Origin of the sequence: Pectobacterium versatile, assembly GCF_020166435.1 — a bacterium.
In the GTDB taxonomy this organism is placed as follows: Bacteria; Pseudomonadota; Gammaproteobacteria; order Enterobacterales; family Enterobacteriaceae; genus Pectobacterium; species Pectobacterium versatile.
In genome coordinates, this window is sequence record NZ_JAINZP010000012.1 from 41,116 (window position 1) to 64,348 (window position 23,233).

22 protein-coding genes are annotated in these 23,233 nt (G+C 50.8%); 13 read left to right on the forward strand and 9 right to left on the reverse strand.

Going from position 1 to position 23,233, the window contains the following annotated elements:
- Together K7X24_RS14485 and K7X24_RS14490 are read right to left on the reverse strand one after the other, a co-directional pair.
- Window positions 1-1,410, reverse strand: coding sequence for an SrfA family protein (locus tag K7X24_RS14485; RefSeq protein ID WP_224555489.1), 1,410 nt, complete (start codon window positions 1,408-1,410; stop codon window positions 1-3).
- A gap of 288 nt (window positions 1,411-1,698) precedes the next feature.
- A complete protein-coding gene (locus tag K7X24_RS14490) occupies window positions 1,699-2,388 on the reverse strand; it encodes an expansin EXLX1 family cellulose-binding protein (RefSeq protein WP_010275007.1) in 690 nt (229 codons plus the stop codon).
- Window positions 2,389-2,696: 308 nt separating this feature from the next.
- On the opposite strand from K7X24_RS14490, the gene K7X24_RS14495 reads away from it, so the two are divergent.
- The 7 genes from K7X24_RS14495 (at window position 2,697) to K7X24_RS14525 (ending at window position 9,667) form a co-directional block, all read left to right on the forward strand.
- Window positions 2,697-3,125 carry an OsmC family protein gene (locus K7X24_RS14495; protein ID WP_010295994.1) on the forward strand — a complete coding sequence of 143 codons (429 nt, stop codon included), beginning with the start codon at window positions 2,697-2,699 and terminating at the stop codon, window positions 3,123-3,125.
- 316 nt (window positions 3,126-3,441) lie between these two features.
- Window positions 3,442-3,837, forward strand: a complete 396-nt coding sequence (locus tag K7X24_RS14500) for a cytochrome b562 (RefSeq protein WP_224555491.1) — start codon at window positions 3,442-3,444, stop codon at window positions 3,835-3,837.
- 105 nt (window positions 3,838-3,942) lie between these two features.
- The gene (locus tag K7X24_RS14505; protein WP_224555492.1) at window positions 3,943-4,497 is read left to right on the forward strand and encodes a TetR/AcrR family transcriptional regulator; all 555 of its coding nucleotides are present in this window, start codon (window positions 3,943-3,945) and stop codon (window positions 4,495-4,497) included.
- Window positions 4,498-4,632: 135 nt separating this feature from the next.
- Window positions 4,633-5,829: an MFS transporter gene (locus K7X24_RS14510; protein ID WP_103860674.1), complete on the forward strand. Its 1,197-nt coding sequence runs from the start codon at window positions 4,633-4,635 to the stop codon at window positions 5,827-5,829.
- Between the two features lie 137 nt (window positions 5,830-5,966).
- Window positions 5,967-6,455, forward strand: coding sequence for a GNAT family N-acetyltransferase (locus K7X24_RS14515; protein ID WP_224555494.1), 489 nt, complete (start codon window positions 5,967-5,969; stop codon window positions 6,453-6,455).
- A gap of 166 nt (window positions 6,456-6,621) precedes the next feature.
- Entirely contained in the window at window positions 6,622-8,595 is a 1,974-nt protein-coding gene (locus K7X24_RS14520) for a methyl-accepting chemotaxis protein (protein WP_224555497.1), read from the forward strand.
- 190 nt (window positions 8,596-8,785) lie between these two features.
- Window positions 8,786-9,667, forward strand: coding sequence for an HTH-type transcriptional regulator ArgP (locus tag K7X24_RS14525; protein ID WP_224555498.1), 882 nt, complete (start codon window positions 8,786-8,788; stop codon window positions 9,665-9,667).
- A gap of 40 nt (window positions 9,668-9,707) precedes the next feature.
- Here the strand turns inward: K7X24_RS14525 and K7X24_RS14530 are convergent, their stop codons facing one another.
- Window positions 9,708-9,974 carry a DUF3811 domain-containing protein gene (locus tag K7X24_RS14530; RefSeq protein ID WP_224555500.1) on the reverse strand — a complete coding sequence of 89 codons (267 nt, stop codon included), beginning with the start codon at window positions 9,972-9,974 and terminating at the stop codon, window positions 9,708-9,710.
- A 155-nt stretch (window positions 9,975-10,129) separates the two neighbouring features.
- On the opposite strand from K7X24_RS14530, the gene K7X24_RS14535 reads away from it, so the two are divergent.
- Both K7X24_RS14535 and K7X24_RS14540 read left to right on the forward strand, forming a co-directional pair.
- A complete protein-coding gene (locus K7X24_RS14535; RefSeq protein ID WP_224555502.1) occupies window positions 10,130-10,465 on the forward strand; it encodes a nuclear transport factor 2 family protein in 336 nt (111 codons plus the stop codon).
- A 230-nt stretch (window positions 10,466-10,695) separates the two neighbouring features.
- The gene (locus K7X24_RS14540; protein ID WP_224555503.1) at window positions 10,696-11,955 is read left to right on the forward strand and encodes a D-amino acid dehydrogenase; all 1,260 of its coding nucleotides are present in this window, start codon (window positions 10,696-10,698) and stop codon (window positions 11,953-11,955) included.
- A 349-nt stretch (window positions 11,956-12,304) separates the two neighbouring features.
- On the opposite strand, the gene K7X24_RS14545 is transcribed toward K7X24_RS14540, so the two are convergent.
- The 3 genes from K7X24_RS14545 to yeaG all read right to left on the reverse strand — a co-directional run bounded on the left by K7X24_RS14545 (window position 12,305) and on the right by yeaG (window position 16,980).
- Window positions 12,305-13,504: a multidrug effflux MFS transporter gene (locus tag K7X24_RS14545; protein WP_224555505.1), complete on the reverse strand. Its 1,200-nt coding sequence runs from the start codon at window positions 13,502-13,504 to the stop codon at window positions 12,305-12,307.
- A gap of 230 nt (window positions 13,505-13,734) precedes the next feature.
- Complete coding sequence (locus tag K7X24_RS14550) at window positions 13,735-15,009, reverse strand: YeaH/YhbH family protein (protein ID WP_010295252.1); 1,275 nt, start codon at window positions 15,007-15,009, stop codon at window positions 13,735-13,737.
- Between the two features lie 36 nt (window positions 15,010-15,045).
- Window positions 15,046-16,980 carry a protein kinase YeaG gene (gene yeaG / locus K7X24_RS14555; protein ID WP_224555507.1) on the reverse strand — a complete coding sequence of 645 codons (1,935 nt, stop codon included), beginning with the start codon at window positions 16,978-16,980 and terminating at the stop codon, window positions 15,046-15,048.
- A gap of 456 nt (window positions 16,981-17,436) precedes the next feature.
- Here yeaG and K7X24_RS14560 point away from each other — a divergent pair, with 456 nt between their 5' ends.
- A complete protein-coding gene (locus K7X24_RS14560) occupies window positions 17,437-18,186 on the forward strand; it encodes a MipA/OmpV family protein (RefSeq protein WP_224555509.1) in 750 nt (249 codons plus the stop codon).
- 158 nt (window positions 18,187-18,344) lie between these two features.
- Window positions 18,345-19,196, forward strand: a complete 852-nt coding sequence (locus K7X24_RS14565; RefSeq protein ID WP_224555511.1) for an aldo/keto reductase — start codon at window positions 18,345-18,347, stop codon at window positions 19,194-19,196.
- Between the two features lie 175 nt (window positions 19,197-19,371).
- Here K7X24_RS14565 and K7X24_RS14570 read toward each other — a convergent pair whose 3' ends face one another.
- Window positions 19,372-20,241 carry a D-hexose-6-phosphate mutarotase gene (locus K7X24_RS14570; RefSeq protein ID WP_224555513.1) on the reverse strand — a complete coding sequence of 290 codons (870 nt, stop codon included), beginning with the start codon at window positions 20,239-20,241 and terminating at the stop codon, window positions 19,372-19,374.
- Window positions 20,242-20,348: 107 nt separating this feature from the next.
- On the reverse strand, window positions 20,349-21,344 hold the full coding sequence (gene gapA / locus K7X24_RS14575) for a glyceraldehyde-3-phosphate dehydrogenase (protein WP_103860747.1): 996 nt from the start codon (window positions 21,342-21,344) through the stop codon (window positions 20,349-20,351).
- A 343-nt stretch (window positions 21,345-21,687) separates the two neighbouring features.
- Here gapA and msrB point away from each other — a divergent pair, with 343 nt between their 5' ends.
- Both msrB and K7X24_RS14585 read left to right on the forward strand, forming a co-directional pair.
- Complete coding sequence (gene msrB, locus K7X24_RS14580; RefSeq protein ID WP_039505479.1) at window positions 21,688-22,107, forward strand: peptide-methionine (R)-S-oxide reductase MsrB; 420 nt, start codon at window positions 21,688-21,690, stop codon at window positions 22,105-22,107.
- A gap of 132 nt (window positions 22,108-22,239) precedes the next feature.
- Window positions 22,240-22,518: a YeaC family protein gene (locus K7X24_RS14585; protein ID WP_103860746.1), complete on the forward strand. Its 279-nt coding sequence runs from the start codon at window positions 22,240-22,242 to the stop codon at window positions 22,516-22,518.
- Window positions 22,519-22,570: 52 nt separating this feature from the next.
- On the opposite strand, the gene pncA is transcribed toward K7X24_RS14585, so the two are convergent.
- Complete coding sequence (gene pncA, locus K7X24_RS14590; protein WP_224555515.1) at window positions 22,571-23,218, reverse strand: bifunctional nicotinamidase/pyrazinamidase; 648 nt, start codon at window positions 23,216-23,218, stop codon at window positions 22,571-22,573.
- Between the last annotated feature and the right edge of the window lie 15 nt (window positions 23,219-23,233).

The window sequence follows — 23,233 nt, forward strand, 5'->3', positions numbered from 1 at the left end:
TTATTTACTCTCGCGCTTTATCGTCATCGGGAAAACGGTGTTTTCGTCATAGCGACCAATACACTCTGCCGCAGCGCCGGAGGCACCTTGTTTACAGACCAATTCCGGCATTTGGAAACGAGAATTATCAGAGCAGCGGGCGCCGGAACGGCTGTTGATGATCAGATTGCCAGAGCTCATTAATCCTGCCTCAACGTTAGCGCGACACGTGACACCGTCACCATGAGTGATGCGTGCCGTGCCTTTTCCATTTTGAATCTGGTAGCGCAGGCTAGGCGGCCTGCCGGTAATCGGCGCTTTGCTATCAACAATGACGCGCCAGTTGCCGTTCAGGAATTTGATGGAACCGATTTTCACCGCGTCGGCTGGCATGACGAGATCATCTTTGCCCGCAGGAATCACTGGCACTGGCTCGGCAACGGGTTCAGCCGGCGGCGCAACAGGCTCTTTTGGTTCCGTGACCGCAGGTGCTTCCGGTTTTACCGCTTCTACTACAGGCGCAGCAGCAACCGGTGCCGTAGCGACTGATGGCTCAGCGGTTTTCACAACCTCTTTTTCTGCGACAGGTGGAACAGGCGTGCTTTCTTGCTGTGGCGCTGGTTCAGCCGGCGTAGAAGAAGGCAGGGCACGTTTTTCTGGCTTGACCGTCGCGGCTAAATCGGATGTTGGCTTGTCGTCTTGTCCTGACACGCAGCCACGTATTTGCAGTGACAAAATCGCTAATAGTGCGGCGGCAGGTAACAGCCACCACAGGCGGAAGAACGGCGCGCGAGCAGGCACTGCCGCAGCGGCGACAGGCGCAGGCGTTGGCTCGGCGGCACTGACAGGCTGTGGTTCGGGTTCTGGCTCGGGAACGGGTTCAACCAGCGGTAATGTTGGGGCGCTTGCTGCGGGGGCGGGCGCAACAAAAAGCGGTTCCGCTTCCTTGATGAGCGGTCGCAGGCAGTCCAATGCATCAAGACGGGATTTCTTATCGAGATTGACGAAGCCCCAGAACGTTAAGACCGGTTTACCATCAACCAGATAGACGTGGTTCGCTCCAGGGAACTGTATCGCTTTTGCCAGCAGGACACCGAAGAGTTTCTGCCCCGCTTTTTCTGCATTTTGCGCACGCTGGCTGATGTCGGCAACCGCAGCTTGATAAGTTTCCAGTAACGCCAGCGCCTTTTCTCGTTCTTCTTCGCTCGCGGCAATCCAGGAGGTGACTTTACCGTCAACCGGCGAATACCAGTCAATGCGGTCGCCATGCTCGTTGGGTTGGGGAATCGCCAGACAATCGGCAATCTGCTGCTGTTTTCTGAGACGTAACGTTTCCCGCAATTGAAGTGCTGATGCGTAAACTGGCTGGCCGTTCTCACCCAGCGCCAGAAAATCATCCAAACTTCCACTACGTAAAAATAATTTTGCCACGCAAAAGAGACCTTTTGTAATGATGCCTAAAGCAGAAAATAGAGTGTAATCTGCGACAGGGTATACTGTAGTGCGAATGATGGCTAATCAAACGCTTAAAGAAGTGATAAAACTAACAAATATTTGGGCAATAGAAAAAGTGGGAAACGAGAAGTGTACTCACGTGCAGCAGATGACGTCCAGATAATATGATGAAAACACTGACAAAAATGAGGCATTCTCTTTCAGCTATGATTTGCAGAAATGAGGGATGCTGCGCGACGCCAGCCTCCCTCAAGGCAGTGAGAATTAAAGCTGGACGTTACCCGTGATCAGGTAAGCAGATGAGGTGCTTTGTGACATCGGCGGCAGTGTATCACTGAGGACGTTGCCTTTTACGTCGGTAAATTCAATCGGAATATCGTTCATTCCAACGTGCTCAACAATAAAGTGGTTATAATCGGTTTTCTGTGCAGCAATCCATTGGTTATTGCGCATATATTTCATCTCAATAACGGGATATTTTACGTTCCTGAATTGCACCGCAGCCCAATAAGGGTTTGAACCTTCCTTTATTCGATAAATAACGTTGCCATTTACCGGCGCTTCGATCAGCGTCCAGTCGATATTAATTTTTCCATCCCGCAGATCGCCTATTTTCTCAAAGGCGTTAAACGATAAATCCAAGGCACAATCGCCACCTTCAGGATAGAGATCGGTGACATAAACCACCGTACTGCCTTTTGGCCCATTCACTTTCAGATAGGCCCCAGCCAGTGACGCCTTCACGCCACGATAATCCAGCTGGTTTCGGTTTAACGCCGTGATCTCCATGTTCTGCGGGATCGGATCCAGTAAAAGGGCACCGCCCTGATAGCCAGAGCCCGTTGCGGTGGCGTAGCCGTAACAGATGTCGTCCAGTTCCCACTGGGCGTGGGCGGTATTAATCAGGGGAATAACGCATAGTGCAGACAAGGCTAATGAGGTTATTTTATTCATGTTTCACATCCAATATGATTCAAGATTAATAACATAGGTGAGTGGTAAAATAAAAAACCAAAACGGAAATCCATTTTTTGGCCTATTGATAATAGGAGTTTTGTATAAATAGGTAAATCGGTTTTATCTTAAAAGAGTAAAGCAGTGAATATATCACTGAGTTTATTTCTATAGAGTGAAATAATTATATGCGTGAATAATCGATTTGGATTTATTCAGAATGTGTTCTACGGTTTAAAGGGTGACAACATTATTTCGCGCATGCAACTTGAAGCATGACGGGTATATAACGATGAAGAGGAGACAGCATGACCATTCATAAGAAAGGGCAAGCGCATTGGGAAGGGGATATCAAGCAGGGAAAAGGCACCGTCTCAACGGAAAGCGGTGCACTGCAACAGCAGCCTTACGGCTTCAATACCCGTTTTGAGGGTAAGCCCGGCACGAACCCGGAAGAACTGATTGGCGCAGCGCATGCGGCCTGTTTCTCTATGGCGCTCTCGCTGATGTTAGGCGAAGAAGGGCATAAACCTGAATCGATCGATACCACGGCGGATGTGGCGCTGGATAAAGTCGATGGTGGGTTCGCCATCACCAAAATTGCGCTGCACAGCACGGTGAAACTGCCGGGTATTGATGAAGCCACGTTCGATAGCATCATCCAAAAAGCGAAAGCGGGCTGCCCGGTATCAAAAGTGCTCAAAGCCGAGATTACGTTGGCGTATCAGTTGAATTAAGGACAGCAGTTGAACTAAGAAAAAGCCGCTGAACTAAGGCTGTTCCACGTTTTACCGATAAAACTGATGTTGATAGAAAGGCTTACCGGCGTCGCTCGGTAAGCTTTTTTTACATTTATACAATTAAAAACAACGAAACGATTAAAAATAATTTAACATCTTTACGATAATAACCATAAAATTAGCATAGTCATTGCTGCATGATGCGGGCTATGGCGTAGGACGCAATATAACAAGAGCAATATTGGGCTGGCCGGTTTGTGGTGGTCAGATTCTCTGAGTATGTCGTGCTGTGGAACACAAGCGAGAGTTCAAGATGAATAAAATGACCAAATTCTGTTTTTCTGTGCTGTTGGCCGGTAGTTTGCTGACCCCTGTTTTGGCAAATGCCACCACGTCGGAAGATATGCGCGGTATGCAGAAAAGTTATACCGCCGCCACTAAAGCGGACGATGCCGCCGTGCTGAAAACCGCGCTGAGCACATTCCGTGAGCACGTTGAGCACGCTAAAACGCAGGTGCCGCCTGATTTCGCCAAACAGCCTGCCGATGGCCCAGACAGAAAAGCCTATGTGGAAGGTCTGGATAAGATTTTGCAAAAAGTGGACAGCGCACAGGCTCTGGCGGATGCCGGTAAACTGAGCGAAGCCAAAGCGGTATTAGCTGAAATCAATACCTTGAAAGGCGAATACCACAGTAAATTGAGAGGCTAAGTCGCTTTTCGTTTACCATAAGCCGCCAGTGAGTTCGAACTCACTGGCGGCTTTTTTTATTATAAATGTTACGACAGTCAGGATTGCCAGCTAAGGGGAAACAGGATGATGTCACCACCACACGATGCAACGCATGATGGCAAAGATACACAAAGCAGAATTCTTGAGGCCGCGCTGGAAGTCATACTGGATCACGGCGTGAGGGGGGCAACCTACCGAAAAATAGCGCAGCAGGCCGGATTGTCGCCGGGGACGCTAACCTATCGCTACAGCAGTATTGAATTGCTGTTGAGCAGCGCCTTCATCTATATGGTCGATGGGATCTCGCACGCGTTCCGTGTTCGCCTCAAGCAGGCAAAGGATATCGACAGCGCGCGCGAAGCGGTAGTTGACCTGATTTGTGGAGACATCTGGGCAACGCCGCGTCACCTGACGTTAAGTTTTGAACTGTACGCGCTGGCATCGCGGAAAGAAGAGTATCGGTTGATATTGCAGGAGTGGATGACGCGCAGTAGAACATCGCTTCACCTCCATTTCAGTATCGCAACCGCGTGCTCATTGGATGCGATGATTGAAGGATATACGATTCATAACTATCTCAATAATGAAGCCGTCAGCCGAGAAGATATTCTCAATACGGTAATCAAACTGACCTCTTGATTCTGCCTGACGCGATCGTGTCAGCCATCTCCCATTAAAAAAGAACGTAGTGAAACAGGTGCAAAGTGGTGCATATTCGTGCGATAGTTATTCGTACATATGTACGAATTGGTTTAAATAAAGACGACGAGAACCATGATCACAAAACCCGTTATCAATAAATTTGCCCTGTTCGGGCTGATGTTCATTCCCGGTTTTACGTGGGCAACTTGGGTGACTCGAACCCCCGTTATGCGTGACGTTCTGAATGCCTCAACGGAAACGATGGGCATGATTCTATTTGGTTTTTCATGTGGTTCCATGCTCGGCGTATTGGGTGCAGGAAAAGTCATTAACGTTCTCGGCATTCGTAAAACCATGGCCGGTGGATTCCTGTTGCTTCTGCTTGGGCTACTTATGCTTGCTGCGTCGCTTTCGATTCAAAGTACGCCCAGCGCTTTTATGGGATTGTTGATTTTCGGCGCGGGAGTCGGCTTGGTTGATATCGCTATCAACATTGAAGGCGCGGCGTTTGAACAGCACCTGAATAAAAGCCTGATGACTACGCTGCACGGTTTTTTTAGTCTCGGAACGCTGGTCGGCGCGCTGACTGGGATGGCGATGACGGCGTTTGGTATCAATACTACGCTGCATTTTGTGGTGGCCGTAACACTGTCGATACTCACTGCAATGTTGCTGATGCGCCAAATGCCGTGGCTGAGCGATCTGGCCCGTTCTGAGCAAGAAGAAAAGGGCGACTACAAGACGCAGGTCTTCAACGAACTTAAAGACAGTCGCTTGCTGATTCTCGGTGTGGTTATTCTTGCGATGGCGCTTGCAGAAGGTTCTGCCAACGACTGGCTACCGTTATTGATGATCGATGGTCACAACTTTGGTCACACGTCGGGGACGCTGGTTTATGTCGGATTCACTGCTGGTATGACGCTGGGCCGTTTTGCCGGAGGATATTTTGTCGATCGCTTTGGCAAGGTTAATGTGCTCCGTTTCAGCGCCGCTTCCGCCGCACTTGGGCTGACGTTGGTCATTTTCTCTAATGATCCACTGCTGGCCGCCGCTGCGGTTATCTTCTGGGGTATTGGCGCCTCGCTGGGCTTCCCGCTCACCATTTCCGCCGCAGGAAGCGGGGAAAACAGTGCCGTTCGCGTCACGATTGCCGCAACGCTGGGCTACTTTGCTTTCCTCGTCGGCCCGCCTGCGCTGGGCTTCCTTGGCGAGGTTGCAGGGTTACGCATCGCCATGCTGCCGGTGCTTGTCATGGTGATTCTGGCCTTTATCTGTTCGTCTTCCGCCCGTGAACGTGCGGCCAAAACGGCATCTGAAACCCCATCCTGACGTTTCTGCGCGGTTCCGTTTCGTGTTACCGGAACCGCATAGTATCTTCCATGCTATTGATTACATTGATAATGAATGGTGTGATGCATCACAGTCAGCGAGGCTGACCATCACTCGGATTTGGAAAAATAAACACAATGGTAAATTTAACGGATATGGCTGAGGGGGATTACCCCGAATATCGCCAGTTTTTTATTCTTGAATATGCTCAGGATCTACAGGAATCCCGAGGATATGACGCAGAAAAGGCGAGGGCGATCGCCACGCAATCGATCGATATTGCGTTACCGCAGGGCGTTCACACTGCAGCTAATAAATTATGGTGCATTCATTCCTCAGATAACGCAGACGGCATTATCGGCTACTTGTGGGTCGTTCTGAAAGAAAACGCCGCCTGGGTCTCTGATTTTTGCCTTCTGCCTGTATGGCGGGGTCGAGGTTTCGGTAAGGCCTCGCTTGCTGCGCTGGACCTAGCGCTCACTGCGTTGGGTATTGGCGAAATCGGGCTGAGAGTGGCTGTGCATAATCCGGTTGCCAAGGCGTTATATGAAAAAAATGGCTTCCAGATCACTGGTTTTAATATGCATAAAAGTCTGGAACCGAACCCTCCATCAGATCGCCATTAACCCAATGAAATAGGACAAGCGCACCCCAACGACCACTGTCCCCAACTCCTTTCTTGCTCACCTCTGCGCCGCTAAAGTTCAAAAAAAAGACGCCGATAAACAAATAGTAGGAGCTCATTGCAACGGAATGTTGATTACGCTAAGTATCAACTCTAGGGGAGCCATAATGGCCAAACAATTAATACAAAAAAAAACAATGAGTACCCGCGCTCAAGTCCTGCTAACTGGCGCATTAACCATCGCACTCGGTTTCGCTGTCACCATCGGGGTGCTCAGCTGGCAGTCCAGTAAGGAACAAAAGTCTCTGGCCGAACGCTATTTACAGCAAATAGCCCAAAGCGAAGCATTAAGAATTCAACAGGAACTCAACTACGCCCGGGATGTGGCGCATAACCTTGGACAAGGGCTGGTTGCGTTGCCCGCCGCAGGCATTAAAGACCGCGCCGTGGTCGATAAAATGACGGAATATGCCCTGCGGGATAACCCAGAATACCTCTCGATTTCAGTCATTTTTGAAGAGAATGTGTTTGACGGTCGTGATGCTGAGTTTGCCGATCAGCCCGGCCAGGCACCTAAAGGCCGCTACGCCTGGTTTGTCGATCGCGATCAGGCTGGTAATTACAAGATGCATCCTCTGCAGTCCTTCCTGACTCCCGGCCAGGGCGATTACTACCTGTTGCCGCAAAAGAGCCAGAAAGATACGCTCATTGAACCCTATTCTTATGCTTACAATGGCGTTCCAACGCTGCTGACGTCAGTCGCCGCACCGATTGTCAGTCAGGGTAAACTGTGGGGTGTCGTCACTTCAGATATTTCTCTTGCGTCATTGCAGCAAAAAGTTAACCAGATTAAACCTTGGGAAGGCGGTGGCTACGCGATGCTGTTATCCAGTGCGGGTAAAGTCATTTCTTATCCTGATAAGTCACAAACAAGCAAAGACTGGCAAGGCCCGACGGATAATTTCACTTCTTCCGTGGTACAGCACGATGATGCGATTTTGGGCGAACAAGCGCTGGTGACTTGGCAGCCAGTTACCATCGGTAATAGCACCGAAAAATGGTATCTGGGGATTGTTGCACCAGTGAGTCAGGTGATGGCCGCTTCTGAGCGACAGCTGATAAATGCCGTTATCATGATGGTGATCAGCATTCTGTTGGTGAGCGCGTTGCTGGGCTGGGTATTCAGCCGTAAAGTGCTTAAACCGATTGGCGGCGAGCCACTTGAAGCTGCAACCATCGCGCTGGCTGTGGCGGAAGGGCGACTGAGTAATGTGATTGACGTGAAAACCAACGATCGCAGCAGCCTGTTCTTCGCGCTGCATACGATGCAATCACAACTGCGTCAGGTGGTCGGACAAATCAAAGACGCCAGTAATTCCGTGCGACAAGGCGCAGCGGAAATTGCCAGCGGTAACCTCAACCTTGCATCGCGTACGGAGCAACAGGCTGCTGCACTGGAGCAAACGGCGGCGAGCATGGAAGAGATCACCGCAACGGTGAAACACAATGCTAACAACGCGCATCAGGCAACTACGCTAACAGAAAATGCCACGAAGATTGCTCAGCGCGGCGAATCGCTGGTCAGTCAGGTGGTTCAGACGATGGCGCAGATTGACGAGAGCGCGAAGAAGATTGGCGATATTACCGCCATGATTAACAGCATCGCTTTCCAGACCAACATTCTGGCGTTGAACGCCGCAGTAGAAGCGGCACGAGCGGGCGAGCAGGGAAGAGGATTCGCCGTTGTGGCATCGGAAGTTCGCAGCCTCGCACAGCGCAGCGCCAGCGCGGTGAAAGAGATTGCCGCACTGATTGAGGAATCCAGCCAGCGTGTTGAAAGCGGCGTTAAACTGGTGAACGATGCCGGTAAAACCATGCAGGATATGACACACGCCGTCAGCTCGGTGCAAAGTATCATCGGTGAGATTGTCACGGCATCGGATGAGCAGGCGAAAGGCATTAGTCAGGTCACGATTGCCGTCAATGAAATGGATGGTGTGACGCAGCAAAACTCCGCATTAGTACAGCAGATGTCAGCTGCAGCCAGTTCGCTTGAAGATCAGTCCATGTCGTTAACGCAGGCGATAGAGCATTTTCGTTTGGAACAGCAGCATGTGTCACCTCATGCGCTCTTAAAGTAAAAAGTGACATCGTCACTCGGTAACCTAACGGTTGCTGGGTGACATCTTTAATCCTTCTGTGATTTTTGCTCCACATCCCCCCTGAATTTTCCCCAATATCGTGTGTGGCATTCACCACTCCGCGAAAGTTGTATCGAGCCTTTAATTAAGGCAAATTGAATCATCCTGATATTGTTAAGAAAAAATAACCATGCACTTGAATTACCCCTGTCTGAGAGCGTTCATGGAGATTGTCCGTAGCGGCAGTTTTGAAATTGCGGCTCGTAAACTCCACGTCACGCCGTCTGCCATCAGCCAGCGTATCAAGCAGTTAGAAGATCAGCTTGGTCAGGTACTGATCGTAAGGAGTAATCCCTGTCGAGCAACGCCGACGGGGCAAACGTTACTTCGGCACGCAGAACAGATAGATATGTTGGAGAGCGAGCTTTTCAGTACGCTTGAAATGCCAGTCAGACCGAGTATTTCAGTGGCTGTGAATGCGGATTCAATAGACGGATGGTTTCTGGATGCGATGGAAAATGCCTGTCACCAATCCAATATTTTGCTCGATATCCTCGTTGAGGATCAGGAGCATTCGGCAACCTTGCTGCGTGAAGGTCGAGTCATGGCGGCGGTCAGTGCCAGCCCGGAACCCATTCAAGGTTGCAGCGTGGAATATTTGGGAACCATGCGCTATCGCGCCTACTGCTCACCGATTTTTCACGAGACGTACTTTGCTGACGGCATCAATGCGGACAGTTTGCAAAAAGCGCCGCTCCTGATATTTAACAATAAGGACAGATTACAATCCTTATTTATAGAGTCGCTGGTTCCAACCGCGATCGAACCGCCACAGCAATTCGTTCCTTCAACGGCGGCCTTTGTCGGTGCCATTTTCAGAGGGCTAGGGTGGGGGATGATCCCAGAACATATGGCATCATCGCATACGGAAAAAGGCGAATTAGTACCGTTTCAAGCCGGAAATCCTATCGATATTCGACTGTACTGGCACCGTTGGAATATCCGCTCTGCATCGTTGGAAGCATTAAGCCAGAGCGTGCGAACGGCGGCCGTTCGGCATCTTTTCCGGTAATGGTGTCAAGCCAAGGACACGAGCGACCGCGACGTAAACGCTATCGGCGGCCCCGTAGGTTTGTACTGGCTGACCATTCATAAGTTGCTGAGGAATCAGGTTTAAACTTATTTTTCTTCTTCTCGGCCTTTGCCTGTTTTGCTACGGCTTCACGTTCCTTCATCAGCTTATCGATGTAATCATCTTTAATATGATTACTCTCAGAGTTGGTCAGCGGGCGGTCCTGTTTTTTTCTCGCCTGATCGAGTAACGTCTTAAGCTGACGTTGTTCACTTTCTGTCATGTCTTTCTGAGTCAGTCTTGGCATGGGGATGGACCTGATAAGCGGGCTAGAAAATACATTGTAGAGGAAAACGCTCTGAGGCCCAGATAAATCGTAAAGCGACCCTTCCTGATTTCTTGATAATTGGCACACCACTTATTTATTCAGGCATAGTAGAAAACACATAGTGGAGAGAAACCATGTCACCAGAATTGGCCGTAGCGGCACAGTTTAAGGCCTATAACGAACATGACATCGATGCATTCGTGTCATGCTTTTCACCAGATTTCAAAGCATACCGCATGCCAGCAGAAACGCCATCGATGGTAGGAAAAGAGGCGTTGAGAGAGTTTTACGTTAATAACCGATTCAACAACCCAGAACTGAGAGCGGAATTGGTATCTCGTACAGTGCTAGGTAATAAGGTATTTGACCATGAATTAATTCATGGGCTTTCACCAGAACCAATAGAAAGTATCGCCGTCTTTGAGATAGAGCAGGGCCTTATTAATACCGCCTGGTTTTTCTTTCCTTAGTAAATTTAAAAGAGAGCTGCCACGCTCTGATCCTGAAACACATCAAGAATTTGATTTATTCAATAAAGCCGACCAATAGATAAATGTTATCGTCGAGGTTGGTGACAATTCCTTCCCAAATGCTAGAGTAGTCTTCAGTTTTACCTTTTAACTAGTGTTTTATTCCATTAAATAAGCATTTTTCCAGTAGATTAGACGGTCTTTAACGGAGAGAAAGGGAGAGCGGTAGCATGCGGGTTGTGATTCTGGGAAGTGGCGTCGTTGGCGTAAGTACCGCCTGGTATCTTGCGCAGGCAGGGCATGATGTTACCGTTATCGACAGGCAACCGGAGCCCGCGTTGGAAACCAGCGCTGGGAATGCCGGACAAATCTCCCCTGGCTATGCCGCGCCTTGGGCTGCGCCGGGAATACCGCTGAAAGCGATAAAGTGGATGTTTCAGCGCCATGCACCGCTGGCCATCCGGCCGGACTTTACGGCTGCACAGCTTTGCTGGATGTGGCAAATGTTGATCAACTGCGATGCACGCCACTATAAAACCAATAAAGCGCGGATGGTGCGTCTGGCGGAATACAGCCGCGACTGTTTGCAAGCGCTGCGGCAGGATACCGGCATCCAGTACGAAGGTCGGCAAGGTGGAACGCTGCAACTGTTCCGCACTGAGCAGCAGTATGAAAACGCGACACGCGATATCGCCGTGCTGGAAGAGGCTGACGTACCGTATCAACTGTTGACTCGTCATGAGCTGGCCTCGGTTGAACCCGCGCTGGCGAACGTGGCGGGTAAACTGACTGGCGGGCTGCGTTTACCGCATGATGAGACGGGCGACTGCCAGCTGTTCACTCGCCAATTGGCGGCGATGTCCGCCGAGGCCGGCGTCACCTTTAAACTGGGGCGTAACGTTCATCAGTTGCGGGTTGAAGGGCAGAGCGTCACGGGCGTGCAGTGCGACGACGAAATCATCGTGGCAGATGCCTATGTGATGGCCTGCGGCTCCTATTCCACTGGATTACTGCGTCAGTGGTTTGATATTCCGGTCTATCCGCTGAAGGGCTATTCGCTGACGATCCCGCTAGCAGATGACGCCTCGGCACCGGTTTCTACCGTACTGGATGAAACCTATAAAATAGCGATTACCCGTTTTGATCGTCGAATCCGTGTTGGTGGAATGGCTGAAGTCGTGGGCTTCAACACTGAGCTGAATCCCAAGCGCCGTGAAACGCTGGAAATGGTGGTGCGCGATCTCTATCCTCATTGCGGCCCGATTGAGCAAGCAACATTCTGGACGGGACTGCGTCCGATGACGCCGGACGGCACGCCGCTGGTAGGGCGCTCACCGCTGAAAAATCTGTATCTGAATACGGGGCACGGCACGTTGGGCTGGACGATGGCCTGTGGATCGGGGAAGTTGCTGGCGGATATTCTGTCGGACAAATCACCGGAGATTGAAGCCGATGATTTGTCCGTGTCTCGCTATACTCGTCATACTTAAAGTTGCATGTGCGTTGGCTGCGCTACTCGGCACACTTGCGTGTGCCTCCCACGTTGGGGCTGCTGCAAGCAGCGTTCAAACCTGCCTCTGGCTGGTTTGTCACTCACCCGAATCACTTACCTGAGTAAGCTCATCGGGATGAAATGAGAGACATTCTGTTTCTCACCGAAGGCCCGCCGCTGGCTGGACAAATTCGTTCCCGACGAATTTGTCCTTCGCTTGCCGCGTTACAAGGCTTATAAATAAGCCTCGCCCTAACGGGCCAACGCCTTGCGTTGTTCAAACGTTTACGTTTGTCCTGAAACTTTAATTATTTAGAGTACCTATCTTTTGTGTTCTGTTTTTTGAACTACGTGCGGGGCAGTGGCGTAATGCTGCCCTTGTGGTGCCGCGTGAGCAGGCGGGCGCGTATCGCCAGTAAGGCGGCACAGAGCATCACCAGCGCCAGTGATATTTTTGACGGCAAAGGGAGCGCCATAGCAATCAGCCCTAGCGCTGCACCGCCCGCCATTTGCACAAATCCTACCATCGCTGACGCAATTCCCGCCTCATTGGAATAAGGCTCCAGCGCATAGCTGGTGGACGGCCCGATCAAAAATGCCAGACCAGCACAGGCCAGCGCGACGGGCAGCATGTAGGTTGGCCAGGTGTTTTGCATCGCTTCGGGTAAGAGAACGACGCCGCTAAGCAGCGAAAGAAAACCCGCCCCCATCAGCAGGCTACCGATAGCCAGACAGCGCGGCCGGCCGACTTTGCGGATAATACGATTTGCAAAGAAGCTGACCAGCATGATCCAAAAACCGTTTACGCCAAAGGCAATGGAAAACTCAAGCGGCGTGAGCTGGGCCTCATTCATCAACACTACAGGAGAGAAGGTGACATAGGTTAACGCCATCCCCATCGCGCCCGCGTTGACTGATGCGAATCCCAAAAATTGGCGATCGGATAACAGACGTGCGTATTGGCGCAGCGGCAAGCCGTGTACGGGCAACGTTGAATCCGGTCGCGTTTCGGGAAGAAAGCGGATGACGAGTGCCAGAACCAAAATGCTGTAGCCCGCGAGGAACCAGAAGGGCGCACGCCAGCCGAAGGCTTCGGCCAACAGCCCGCCTAATAGCGGTGCCAACGCGGGTACAATGTTCAGCGCACCGTTAAGAAAACCATAGGTTCTGGCGGCATCATCACCGTTTAGTTTGTCACGCACGCTGCTGAAAATTGCGACCGCGGTACAACAGACGGCCAGCCCCTGAAAAAGGCGTGAGAGGATGAACAGCGTGGCGCTGGTAGCCAGTGCAGCCATGATCGCGCCGATGAGATAGATAATCACACCAGCCAGCGCCATAGGGCGTCGACCGTACTTATCGACCAGCGGCCCCGCCAGAAGTTGGCCTAATCCCATGATCAGAATAAACAGTGCGACGGTGGACTGAATCAGCGATTCTGGGCTGTTCAGCGCCACGGCGATGGCGGGAATAAGCGGTAAATAGATGTCAATGCCCAGCGGGCCGAGTAGAACCAGAGCCAGTAAGATCAGAACAAATCGTTGCATAACAAAACAGAAATCTACGTTTTATGGGTTTGACAGGGTAATGCGCACACTGGCGGAAAGAAAGCGTTATATTTGTGACAATGTCACAAATATGTCGTATGAGATGACATTGCGAGGCAGCATGAAGACGGTAATCAACAGTGCGGATATCGTCTATCTGAGATTCAGAGAGAAAAAATCAGCCAGCTAACGATTAATCATCAACAGATAACTGGCCGACTGAGAGGGAGTTAATGTCCTACCGTTTGTTTACGGAAGAGTTCACGGAAGACAGGGTAAATATCATCCTGATCGCGGATATGCTGCATAGCGAAATTATCGAACGTATCGCGCAGCGTTTCATATTCGCGCCAGAGCGTCTGGTGTGAACGCCGGGTGATTTCAATGTAGCTATAGTAACGGACCATCGGCAGAAGCTGATTCGCCAGAATCTGGTGACACAACGGGGAGTCATCAGCCCAGTTATCACCATCCGAGGCCTGTGCCGCGTAGATATTCCACTGTGACGGATCGTAACGCTCGCGAACCACTTCCTCCATCAGCTTTAACGCACTGGAGACAATGGTGCCGCCGGTTTCCTGAGAGTAGAAGAACTCCTGTTCATCGACCTCTTTGGCCTGCGTATGGTGGCGAATGTAGACGACGTCGACGTTTTTATAATTTCTGCTGAGGAACAGATACAGCAGAATATAAAAGCGCTTCGCCATGTCTTTCGTCGCCTGATCCATCGAGCCGGACACATCCATCAAACAGAACATCACGGCCTGGCTCGACGGCTCGGCCCGGCGCTCGTAGTTCCTGTAGCGCAGGTCAAACGTATCGATAAACGGCACGCGGGCGATTTTCTGGCGCAATTCGGTAATTTCCTGACGCAGCCGTTCCTCTTCCAGCAATTGTGCAGGTTCGGTATGCGCCAGCTGTTCCAGTGACTCTTCCAGCTCATGCAGCGTGCGCCGTTTACCCGCTGTCATCGCCATACGGCGTGCCAGCGAGTTTTGCAGCGAGCGCACCACGCTGATATTGGCAGGAACACCGTTAGCGGTGTACCCGGCGCGGTGCGTTTTGTACTCGGTCATCTGCCGATGCTGGGTCTTCTTCAGATTTGGCAGCGCCAGATCTTCAAACAGCAGGTCCAGATATTCGTCTTTGGAGATTTGAAAGACAAATTCATCCTCGCCTTCGCCATCTTTACTGGCATCTCCCTGACCGGAACCACCGCCGCCACCTCCTTGTGGCCGCTCGATTTTGTCGTTCTGTACAAAGTGATCGTTGCCCGGGTGGACGCGGTGGCGGCGTCCTCCACGGCCCTGATGGAACATCGGTTCGTTGATGTCTGCATTGGGGATCGAGACGGACTCCCCGCTTTCGATGTCGGTCACCGAACGCTTATTAATGGCCTCGGAAATCGACTGTTTTATTTGCGACTTATAGCGGCGCAGAAAGCGTTGGCGGTTCACCGTGCTTTTGTTTTTGCCGTTCAGTCGTCGGTCAATAAAATAGGCCATGTTTCCCCCAAACGCTGTTGCCAGCATCGTGCGTCATTATGATGATTTCCTCACCCGTAGATACCATTCGCACAGCAAACGCACCTGTTTCCGGGTATAGCCTTTCTCCATCATGCGATCGACGAAGTCATCATGTTTTTTCTGTTCATCCGTTGAAGTTTTGGTATTAAACGAAATCACAGGCAGCAGCTCTTCCGTATTGGAGAACATCTTTTTCTCGATAACCGTGCGCAGTTTCTCATAACTGGTCCAGTTTGGATTCCGGCTGCTATTGCTGGCACGGGCACGCAGGACAAAGTTGACGATCTCGTTACGGAAGTCTTTGGGGTTACTGATGCCCGCCGGCTTCTCGATCTTTTCCAGCTCGGCGTTTAATGATTCGCGATCAAACAGTTGACCAGTATCTGGGTCACGGTACTCCTGATCCTGAATCCAAAAATCCGCATAGGTAACATAACGGTCAAAAATATTCTGTCCGTATTCGGAATAGGATTCGAGATAGGCGGTCTGGATCTCTTTACCAATAAACTCGGCGTACTTCGGTGTCAGATAGCCTTTCAGGTGCTCCAGATACTTCTCTGCCAACTCCTGCGGGAACTGCTCGCGCTCGATCTGCTGTTCCAGTACGTAGAACAGGTGCACCGGGTTGGCCGCGACTTCGCTGTGATCGAAGTTAAAGACGCGCGACAGAATTTTGAACGCAAAGCGAGTCGACAGGCCGTTCATTCCCTCATCGACGCCTGCATAGTCGCGATACTCCTGATAGGATTTCGCCTTCGGATCGGTATCTTTCAGGCTTTCCCCGTCGTACACCCGCATCTTGGAGTAGATGCTGGAGTTTTCCGGATCTTTCAGGCGTGACAGAATGGAGAAACGGGCCAGCGTTTCCAGCGTGCCGGGCGCGCAAGGGGCATGCGTCAGCTCGCTGTGATCCAGCAATTTGTCGTAGATTTTGACCTCTTCGGAGACACGCAGGCAGTACGGCACCTTCACGATATACACGCGGTCAAGAAACGCTTCATTGTTCTTGTTGTTACGGAATTGCACCCACTCGGATTCATTGGAGTGCGCCAAAATAATCCCGTTGAACGGCAGGGCGGCAATGCCTTCCGTCCCGTTATAGTTGCCTTCCTGTGTTGCGGTCAGCAGTGGGTGGAGCACCTTAATCGGCGCTTTGAACATTTCGACGAATTCCATAATGCCCTGGTTCGCGCGGCACAACGCGCCGGAGTAGCCGTAGGCATCGGGATCGTTCTGGGCAAAATGTTCCAGCTTGCGGATATCGACTTTACCGACCAGTGCTGAAATATCCTGATTATTCTCATCACCGGGCTCGGTTTTCGCGATCCCAATTTGCGCCAGAATTGATGGCCACACTTTGACAACTCTGAACTTGGTAATGTCGCCGCCAAATTCCTGAAGGCGCTTGGCTGCCCACGGTGACATGATGGTACCGAGGTAGCGCCGTGGGATGGCATACTCTTTCTCAAGTATCGCGGCATCTTCCTGCGGGTTGAACAGGCAGAGCGGGTGGTCATTCACCGGGCTGCGTTCGCCGTTGGCGCTGAGGATGTAAATCGGTACGCGCTGCATTAGCGCTTTCAGGCGTTCGGCCAGAGAGGATTTCCCGCCGCCGACCGGCCCCAACAGATACAGAATCTGTTTCTTCTCTTCTAATCCCTGCGCGGCATGTTTCAGGTAAGAGACAATCTGTTCGATGGCCTCTTCCATACCGTAAAATTCTTCAAAAGCAGGGTAGCGAGCAATCACCCGGTTTGAGAATAGGCGCGACATTCGTGATTCTTGGGCGGTATCCACCATTACAGGCTCACCGATAGCCGTTAACAATCGTTCAGCCGCGTTCGCATAAGCGTTGCGATCCTGCTGACAGATAGTAAGGAATTCCTGCAGAGTGAACTCTTCATCCTTGGCAGCGTCGTAGCGCTGGCGGTAGTGATCAAATATGTTCATAGCGATGCCCGTCCTTCGTCGATTAGCACAGATTAAGAGAGCGTGTGGAATATATGCCTATTAATGTATTGCCCTCCGAAAGAAGAAATCTCCTGAGTCCAGCAACCCTTATGCCAACTTGTAGCGTCAGGGCGTCGTGATTTTATTCATTCCTGCTGGTCAAGGAAGACGTCACCTTCTGTATTAAAGCGTAGTTTGCATCCGTAAAATTTCCTCTAGTCTACAGACGTATTTTTAAGATATTTCAAGGACTCACTTTCAGGAAAATCCGTGTAACATTATACAGAATGGGCGTTCCGCCTTAAGGACACCGCCTATTACCGACGTTAGCGCACGTAAAACCTATCGAATATATAGGTTATTCGTTAATGTTATTTTTATATAACCTGAACGCGAACGTGTGTAATTGGCTTATCATGTTTCATGATATTTATCTGTAATAGGAAATAGAAAACTGTGAAAAAACCTCAACTATGTATGCTGGCCGCACTGGTTTCTGGTGCTGTGCTCCTGCCTTCAGCCTATGCCGCAGAGGTTTCTCTGGGTCTTGGCGCTGCGGGTTCAACGTCTGTGTACCGTGGTGTTGATAATGATGTTAATCCGCTTCCTGTACTGAATTATGAAAGTGAAAATTTTTATTTCCGCGGGCTGGGTGGTGGATACTACCTGTGGAATGACGGCGCAAATCGTTTCTCTTTAACAGCGTATTACCTGCCTTTAGGGTTTAAGCCGGGAGATAGCGACGATCTGCGTATGAAGCAGTTGGACAAACGCCGCGGTACGCTGATGGCGGGTGCGGCTTATCGTCATACTGCCGACTGGGGTGAGATTCGTACTGTGCTGGCAGGGGATACGCTGGATTACAGCAACGGTTTCGCGTGGGATACCGCTTACCTTTACCGCTTCTCAATGGGCGATCTGAGCATCACCCCGGGTATCGGCGCCACCTGGTTCAGTGAAAACATGAACCAGTATTACTACGGCGTTAGCGCACAAGAATCTGCTCGTTCCGGCTTTACCCAATATAGCCCTGGCGATGGCTGGGCTCCGTATCTTGAACTGAGTGCGGGCTATCAGATTAACCAAAGCTGGAGCGCCTGGGCCGTGGGCCGTTACACGCGTCTGTCTGACGAAATGAAAGACAGTCCGATTGTTGATAGTAACCACAGCATCTTAATGAGCGCGGGCGTCAGCTATCGCTTCTGATGTTTTTCATGAGCGCTTTTAATGCTCTTCGTAAGCATGGTGCATCTGCCGTACAATAATGGGGTGATATCACCCCATTTGCACATTTATGGTACGCCGAATGCCATGTTAGGTTTGACGGCAAACCAGTTACGTTGACAGCAAACAGGGAGGAACGCATGACAAAAGCGATTCGTTTTCCAGATGACACCCGCGTACCGGCAATCGGTCAGGGAACGTGGTACATGGGCGAAGATGCCCGCACGAGAGCTCAGGAAGTGACGGCGTTGCAAGCAGGTATCGACCTTGGGTTAACGCTGATTGATACCGCCGAAATGTATGCGGAAGGCAGGGCGGAGGACGTAGTCGGAGACGCAATACGCGGCCGTCGTGATAGCGTTTATCTGGTATCGAAAGTGTACCCGCACAATGCGGGAGGCGAAAAAGCGATACAGGCGTGTGAACGCAGCCTGAAGCGGCTAAAAACCGAGCGTATTGATCTGTATCTGCTGCACTGGCGTGGTGGCATTCCGTTAGTGGATACGATCGCCGCAATGGAGCGATTGCAGCAGGCGGGAAAAATCGGCCAGTGGGGCGTGTCCAATCTCGATCTTGAGGATATGCAGGAGCTGTGGTCGCTAAATGGCGGACAGCACTGCATGACTAATCAGGTGCTTTACCATTTGGCCTCGCGCGGTATTGAATTTGATTTGTTGCCGTGGTGTCAGCAACAGCAGCTTCCCGTGATGGCGTATTGCCCGCTGGCGCAGGCAGGGCGCTTGCGTGAGGGATTATTCTCGCATCCGGTGGTGAACCGCATTGCGCGTGAACATAACATCACGCCTGCTCAACTTTTACTGGCGTGGGTGATTCGCCAGCCGGGCGTGATCGCGATTCCAAAAGCCAGTTCTGTAAAGCATGTGCAGGAAAATGCGAAAGCGCTGGACGTGGTGTTGTCTGAGGACGATCTCGGGCAGTTGGATCAGGCGTTTCCACCGCCGACGCGCAAACAGCATTTGGATGTGGTGTAGCGGAAGATAAAACATTTGCAGAAGAGGTGTATGGCGGTATACCCGTCATACTTCAAGCCGCATGTGCGTTGGCTTCTCTTACTCACCCCAGTCACTTACTTGTGTAAGCTCCTGGGGATTCGTGCGGTTGCCGCCTTCACGCAACTCGAATTATTTAGGGTATATGCAGCGGTGGTTATTTCTTGATGCGGATAACCGTCGCCAAGCGAGCCGGAGCCTTGGCAGATGCGACAAACGGTTGATTAATTCGCGCGGTTTCCACACACACGAACGTTTTATATCCCTCATCTGGCATATCGCTAATCGTACGAGACAGCTCTGCACCGGGGTTCCATGACACCACATCGCTATGGTGCGTATGGTGTACTTCGATAGCGCGTTTCAGTACCGCATCATGTACCACGCTGGTGTCCTGCGGTTGGGTATAAATACGGTCTGTACGGTCGGTAAAGACTAAATCGCCTTGCTGCGTTGCCAGCTTGCCCTGATCCACTTTATCGATGAATGATTCACCCAGACCGGCAATGCGAATATCGCTGATGTCGCCGATGTTGAAATAGGTGTGCAGCGCGCTGGTGATGCTGTAATCGCCATGCGCTTCCAGCTCAATGCCGCACTCTTTACCCAGTTTAAAGCAAGCGATGAGTGTGAATTCATGCGGCCAGCTCTTACGCGTTTCTTCATTGTCTCGCAGCGTGAATGTGAGCTGCACACCGTGCTCATCTTCGCTGTGAGCGGTAAATTCCCACGGCAGCAGACGGGCAAAACCGTGGTTAGGATCGGCGAAAGGGCCAAACCAAGGGAAACAAATCGGTACACCGCCGCGAATCGCAACGTGATGAGTAAAAGGCGTATTGTCGCTCAACCAGAGCACGGGCTCTTCGTTTGTCGGCTGCCAACTGAGCAGATGCGCCCCTTGTAATGCGACCGCTGCGCGCACTTCGGGATGATCAACGACGATGATAGGTAGTTGATCCAGCTGACGCTGGCTGAGGGTTGCGCTAATTTGCTTAGTGACGGGGAGTGAGAAAATTGTGTTATGCATGATAGTGCCTTTTTTTGATTGTTTTTCGTGGTAAAAAGAAATCTGCAATTAACAATAAAAAAGGGCGACATTACGTCGCCCTTTTTTCACAGAATCATCGCTGACGCTTATTTAGAGATGTGAGCGATCAGATCCAGAACTTTGTTTGAGTAACCTGTTTCGTTGTCGTACCAGGAAACCAATTTCACAAAGTTATCGCTCAGTGCGATACCGGCTTTAGCATCGAATACGGAAGTCAGTTTTTCACCGTTGAAATCGGTAGAAACCACTTCGTCTTCGGTGTAGCCCAGAACGCCTTTCAGCTCGCCTTCAGAAGCGGCTTTGATTGCTGCACAAATTTCTTTATAAGACGCTGGTTTTTCCAGACGTGCAGTCAGGTCAACAACAGAAACGTTCGGGGTAGGAACGCGGAACGCCATACCAGTCAGTTTGCCGTTCAGCTCAGGAATCACTTTACCTACGGCTTTAGCAGCACCGGTAGAAGATGGGATGATGTTCTGTGCTGCGCCACGGCCGCCGCGCCAGTCTTTGTGAGACGGGCCATCAACAGTTTTCTGCGTTGCAGTGGTTGCGTGAACAGTGGTCATCAGTGCTTCAACGATACCGAAGTTGTCGTTGATAACTTTTGCCAGCGGTGCCAGGCAGTTAGTGGTACAAGATGCGTTAGAAACGATTTCCTGACCTGCGTAAGTTTTGTGGTTTACGCCCATAACGAACATCGGGGTGTCATCTTTAGATGGACCAGTCAGAACGACTTTCTTTGCACCAGCAGCGATGTGTTTACGTGCAGTCTCGTCAGTCAGGAACAGGCCAGTTGCTTCAGCAACAACGTCCACGTTGACTTCGTTCCACTTCAGGTTTGCAGGATCGCGCTCTGCAGTAACACGAATGGTTTTGCCGTTAACAACCAGGTGGCCATCTTTAACTTCAACGGTGCCGTCGAAACGACCATGAGTTGAGTCGTACTTCAGCATATACGCCATGTACTCAGCATCTAACAGGTCGTTGATTGCAACGATCTCGATGTCAGAACGCTCTTGCGCAGCGCGAAAAACAATACGGCCGATACGGCCAAAACCGTTGATACCTACTTTGATAGTCATATATTCCACCAGCTATTGGTTTGTGAATAAAAGGTTGGTTGTAAAATTACAAAAACCTTGCTGAGCGTCAAGCGGAATCGTGTCAATAGTTGCTGTAAGTCAAACCTATGACCAAACTTTGTGCGAAAACCGCTCGACCCTGTAACTAAGTAACATCTAAGACTGATATGAGGGCGGAATGCATCATATAAAGCCTGTGTTATCTCAATATGTGATGTGCATCACAATTAAATATTCATGCTAATAACATTCCTAATATTAGGCCAGAACGGCCTGTCAGGTTGTTAATTTTTTGTTATAATCAACGATTAATTGAATTGATAACACCCGCTGTGAGACTTCCATGACTAACGACTCTGCTTCGCATACCCCGTCCGACAACACTGAATTGACAGAGATGCAGCGCTATGTCACCCAGCAACGCGGTACGGAGCCTGCGTTTTCAGGCAAATTGTTGCATAACAAGCGCACTGGCGCTTATCACTGCCTCTGCTGCCAGGCTCCGCTGTTTTATTCCGACAGCAAATATGACTCCGGCTGTGGCTGGCCGAGCTTCGATCAGCCCGTTTCCTCAGAGGCGATTCGCTATCTGGAAGATGACTCACACAATATGCGCCGCATCGAGATCCGCTGCGGGCAGTGTGATGCGCATCTGGGGCACGTTTTCCCTGATGGCCCGAAAACCACGGGAGAGCGCTACTGCGTGAATTCCGCCTCGCTGAGTTTTATCGACGACGTTGATGGCGAACGCGTTGACGGGTAATCTGTCCTCGATAGGTGTGGCAGTGACAGGCTGATAATGTTTTAGCTTTAAACGATTCAGCTACGATGAAACGCTACACAAACTGGAATCCAGTAATAATAAATCTGACCTTTCTCGGAGCAGAAACCGGATATGGAACTCAATGATCTGATCGATGCCATGACGCCAGAAATTTACCAACGGTTAGTCACGGCGGTGGAGTTAGGCAAATGGCCAGATGGTGTCGCGTTGACGGCTGAGCAGAAAGAAAATTGCCTGCAAATGGTGATGATGTGGCAGGCTCGTCATAACGAAGAGGCTGAGCACATGACGATTGGCACTGATGGCGAAATCGTGATGAAGAGCAAGCAGGAGTTGAAGCGCGAGTTTAACATCGCTGACGCCATTATTACGTTGAAACCCAACGCGTAACGTGTGAGCAGGCAGCCTCATTGGCTGCCGCTATTTTCAGTTGTCAGTCGCGCTAACGGGCAGAAGACAACGTAGTAAGAAACTGCGTCATATCCGTCAGTATCGCGCCACGTTGCGCCATTTCCCGTAACGCAGATTCGCTGTCATCAGGCGAAAGATTCACGCCACGACAACCATCCACCAGGACTTCGGTGTGATAGCCCAGCGCAATCGCATCCAATACGCTGAACTTGACGCAATAATCTGTTGCCAGCCCCAGAATCGTCAAATGGGTGATGTGATTAGCGTGTAACCACGCATCCAATTCGGTTTTAACCCGGTGCCCATTATCGAAAAAAGCGCTATAGCTATCGATCTCCGGCTGCGTCCCTTTTTGTACGATCCACTGAATGGCCGACTGATTCAGCGCTGGATGAAAATCAGCCCCAGCGGTTCCCTGCACACAGTGAACCGGCCACCAAATCTGCGGCCATCCGTTTAATTCACCGAGTTCTCCGACCTTGGTATTCGCATTAACCGCAAAGCTGCCGTGATTAGCCGGATGCCAATCCTGACTGGCAATCACCGTGACGCCAGCGTCCAGACAAGCCTCAATAGCACGATTGGCAACGTCAATGACGCGGTCGCCTTCGTTAACGGCCAATGCGCCGCCGGGGCAAAAATCATTTTGCAAATCAACTAATAGCAATGCTTTTTTCATTATCTACTCCGTGAT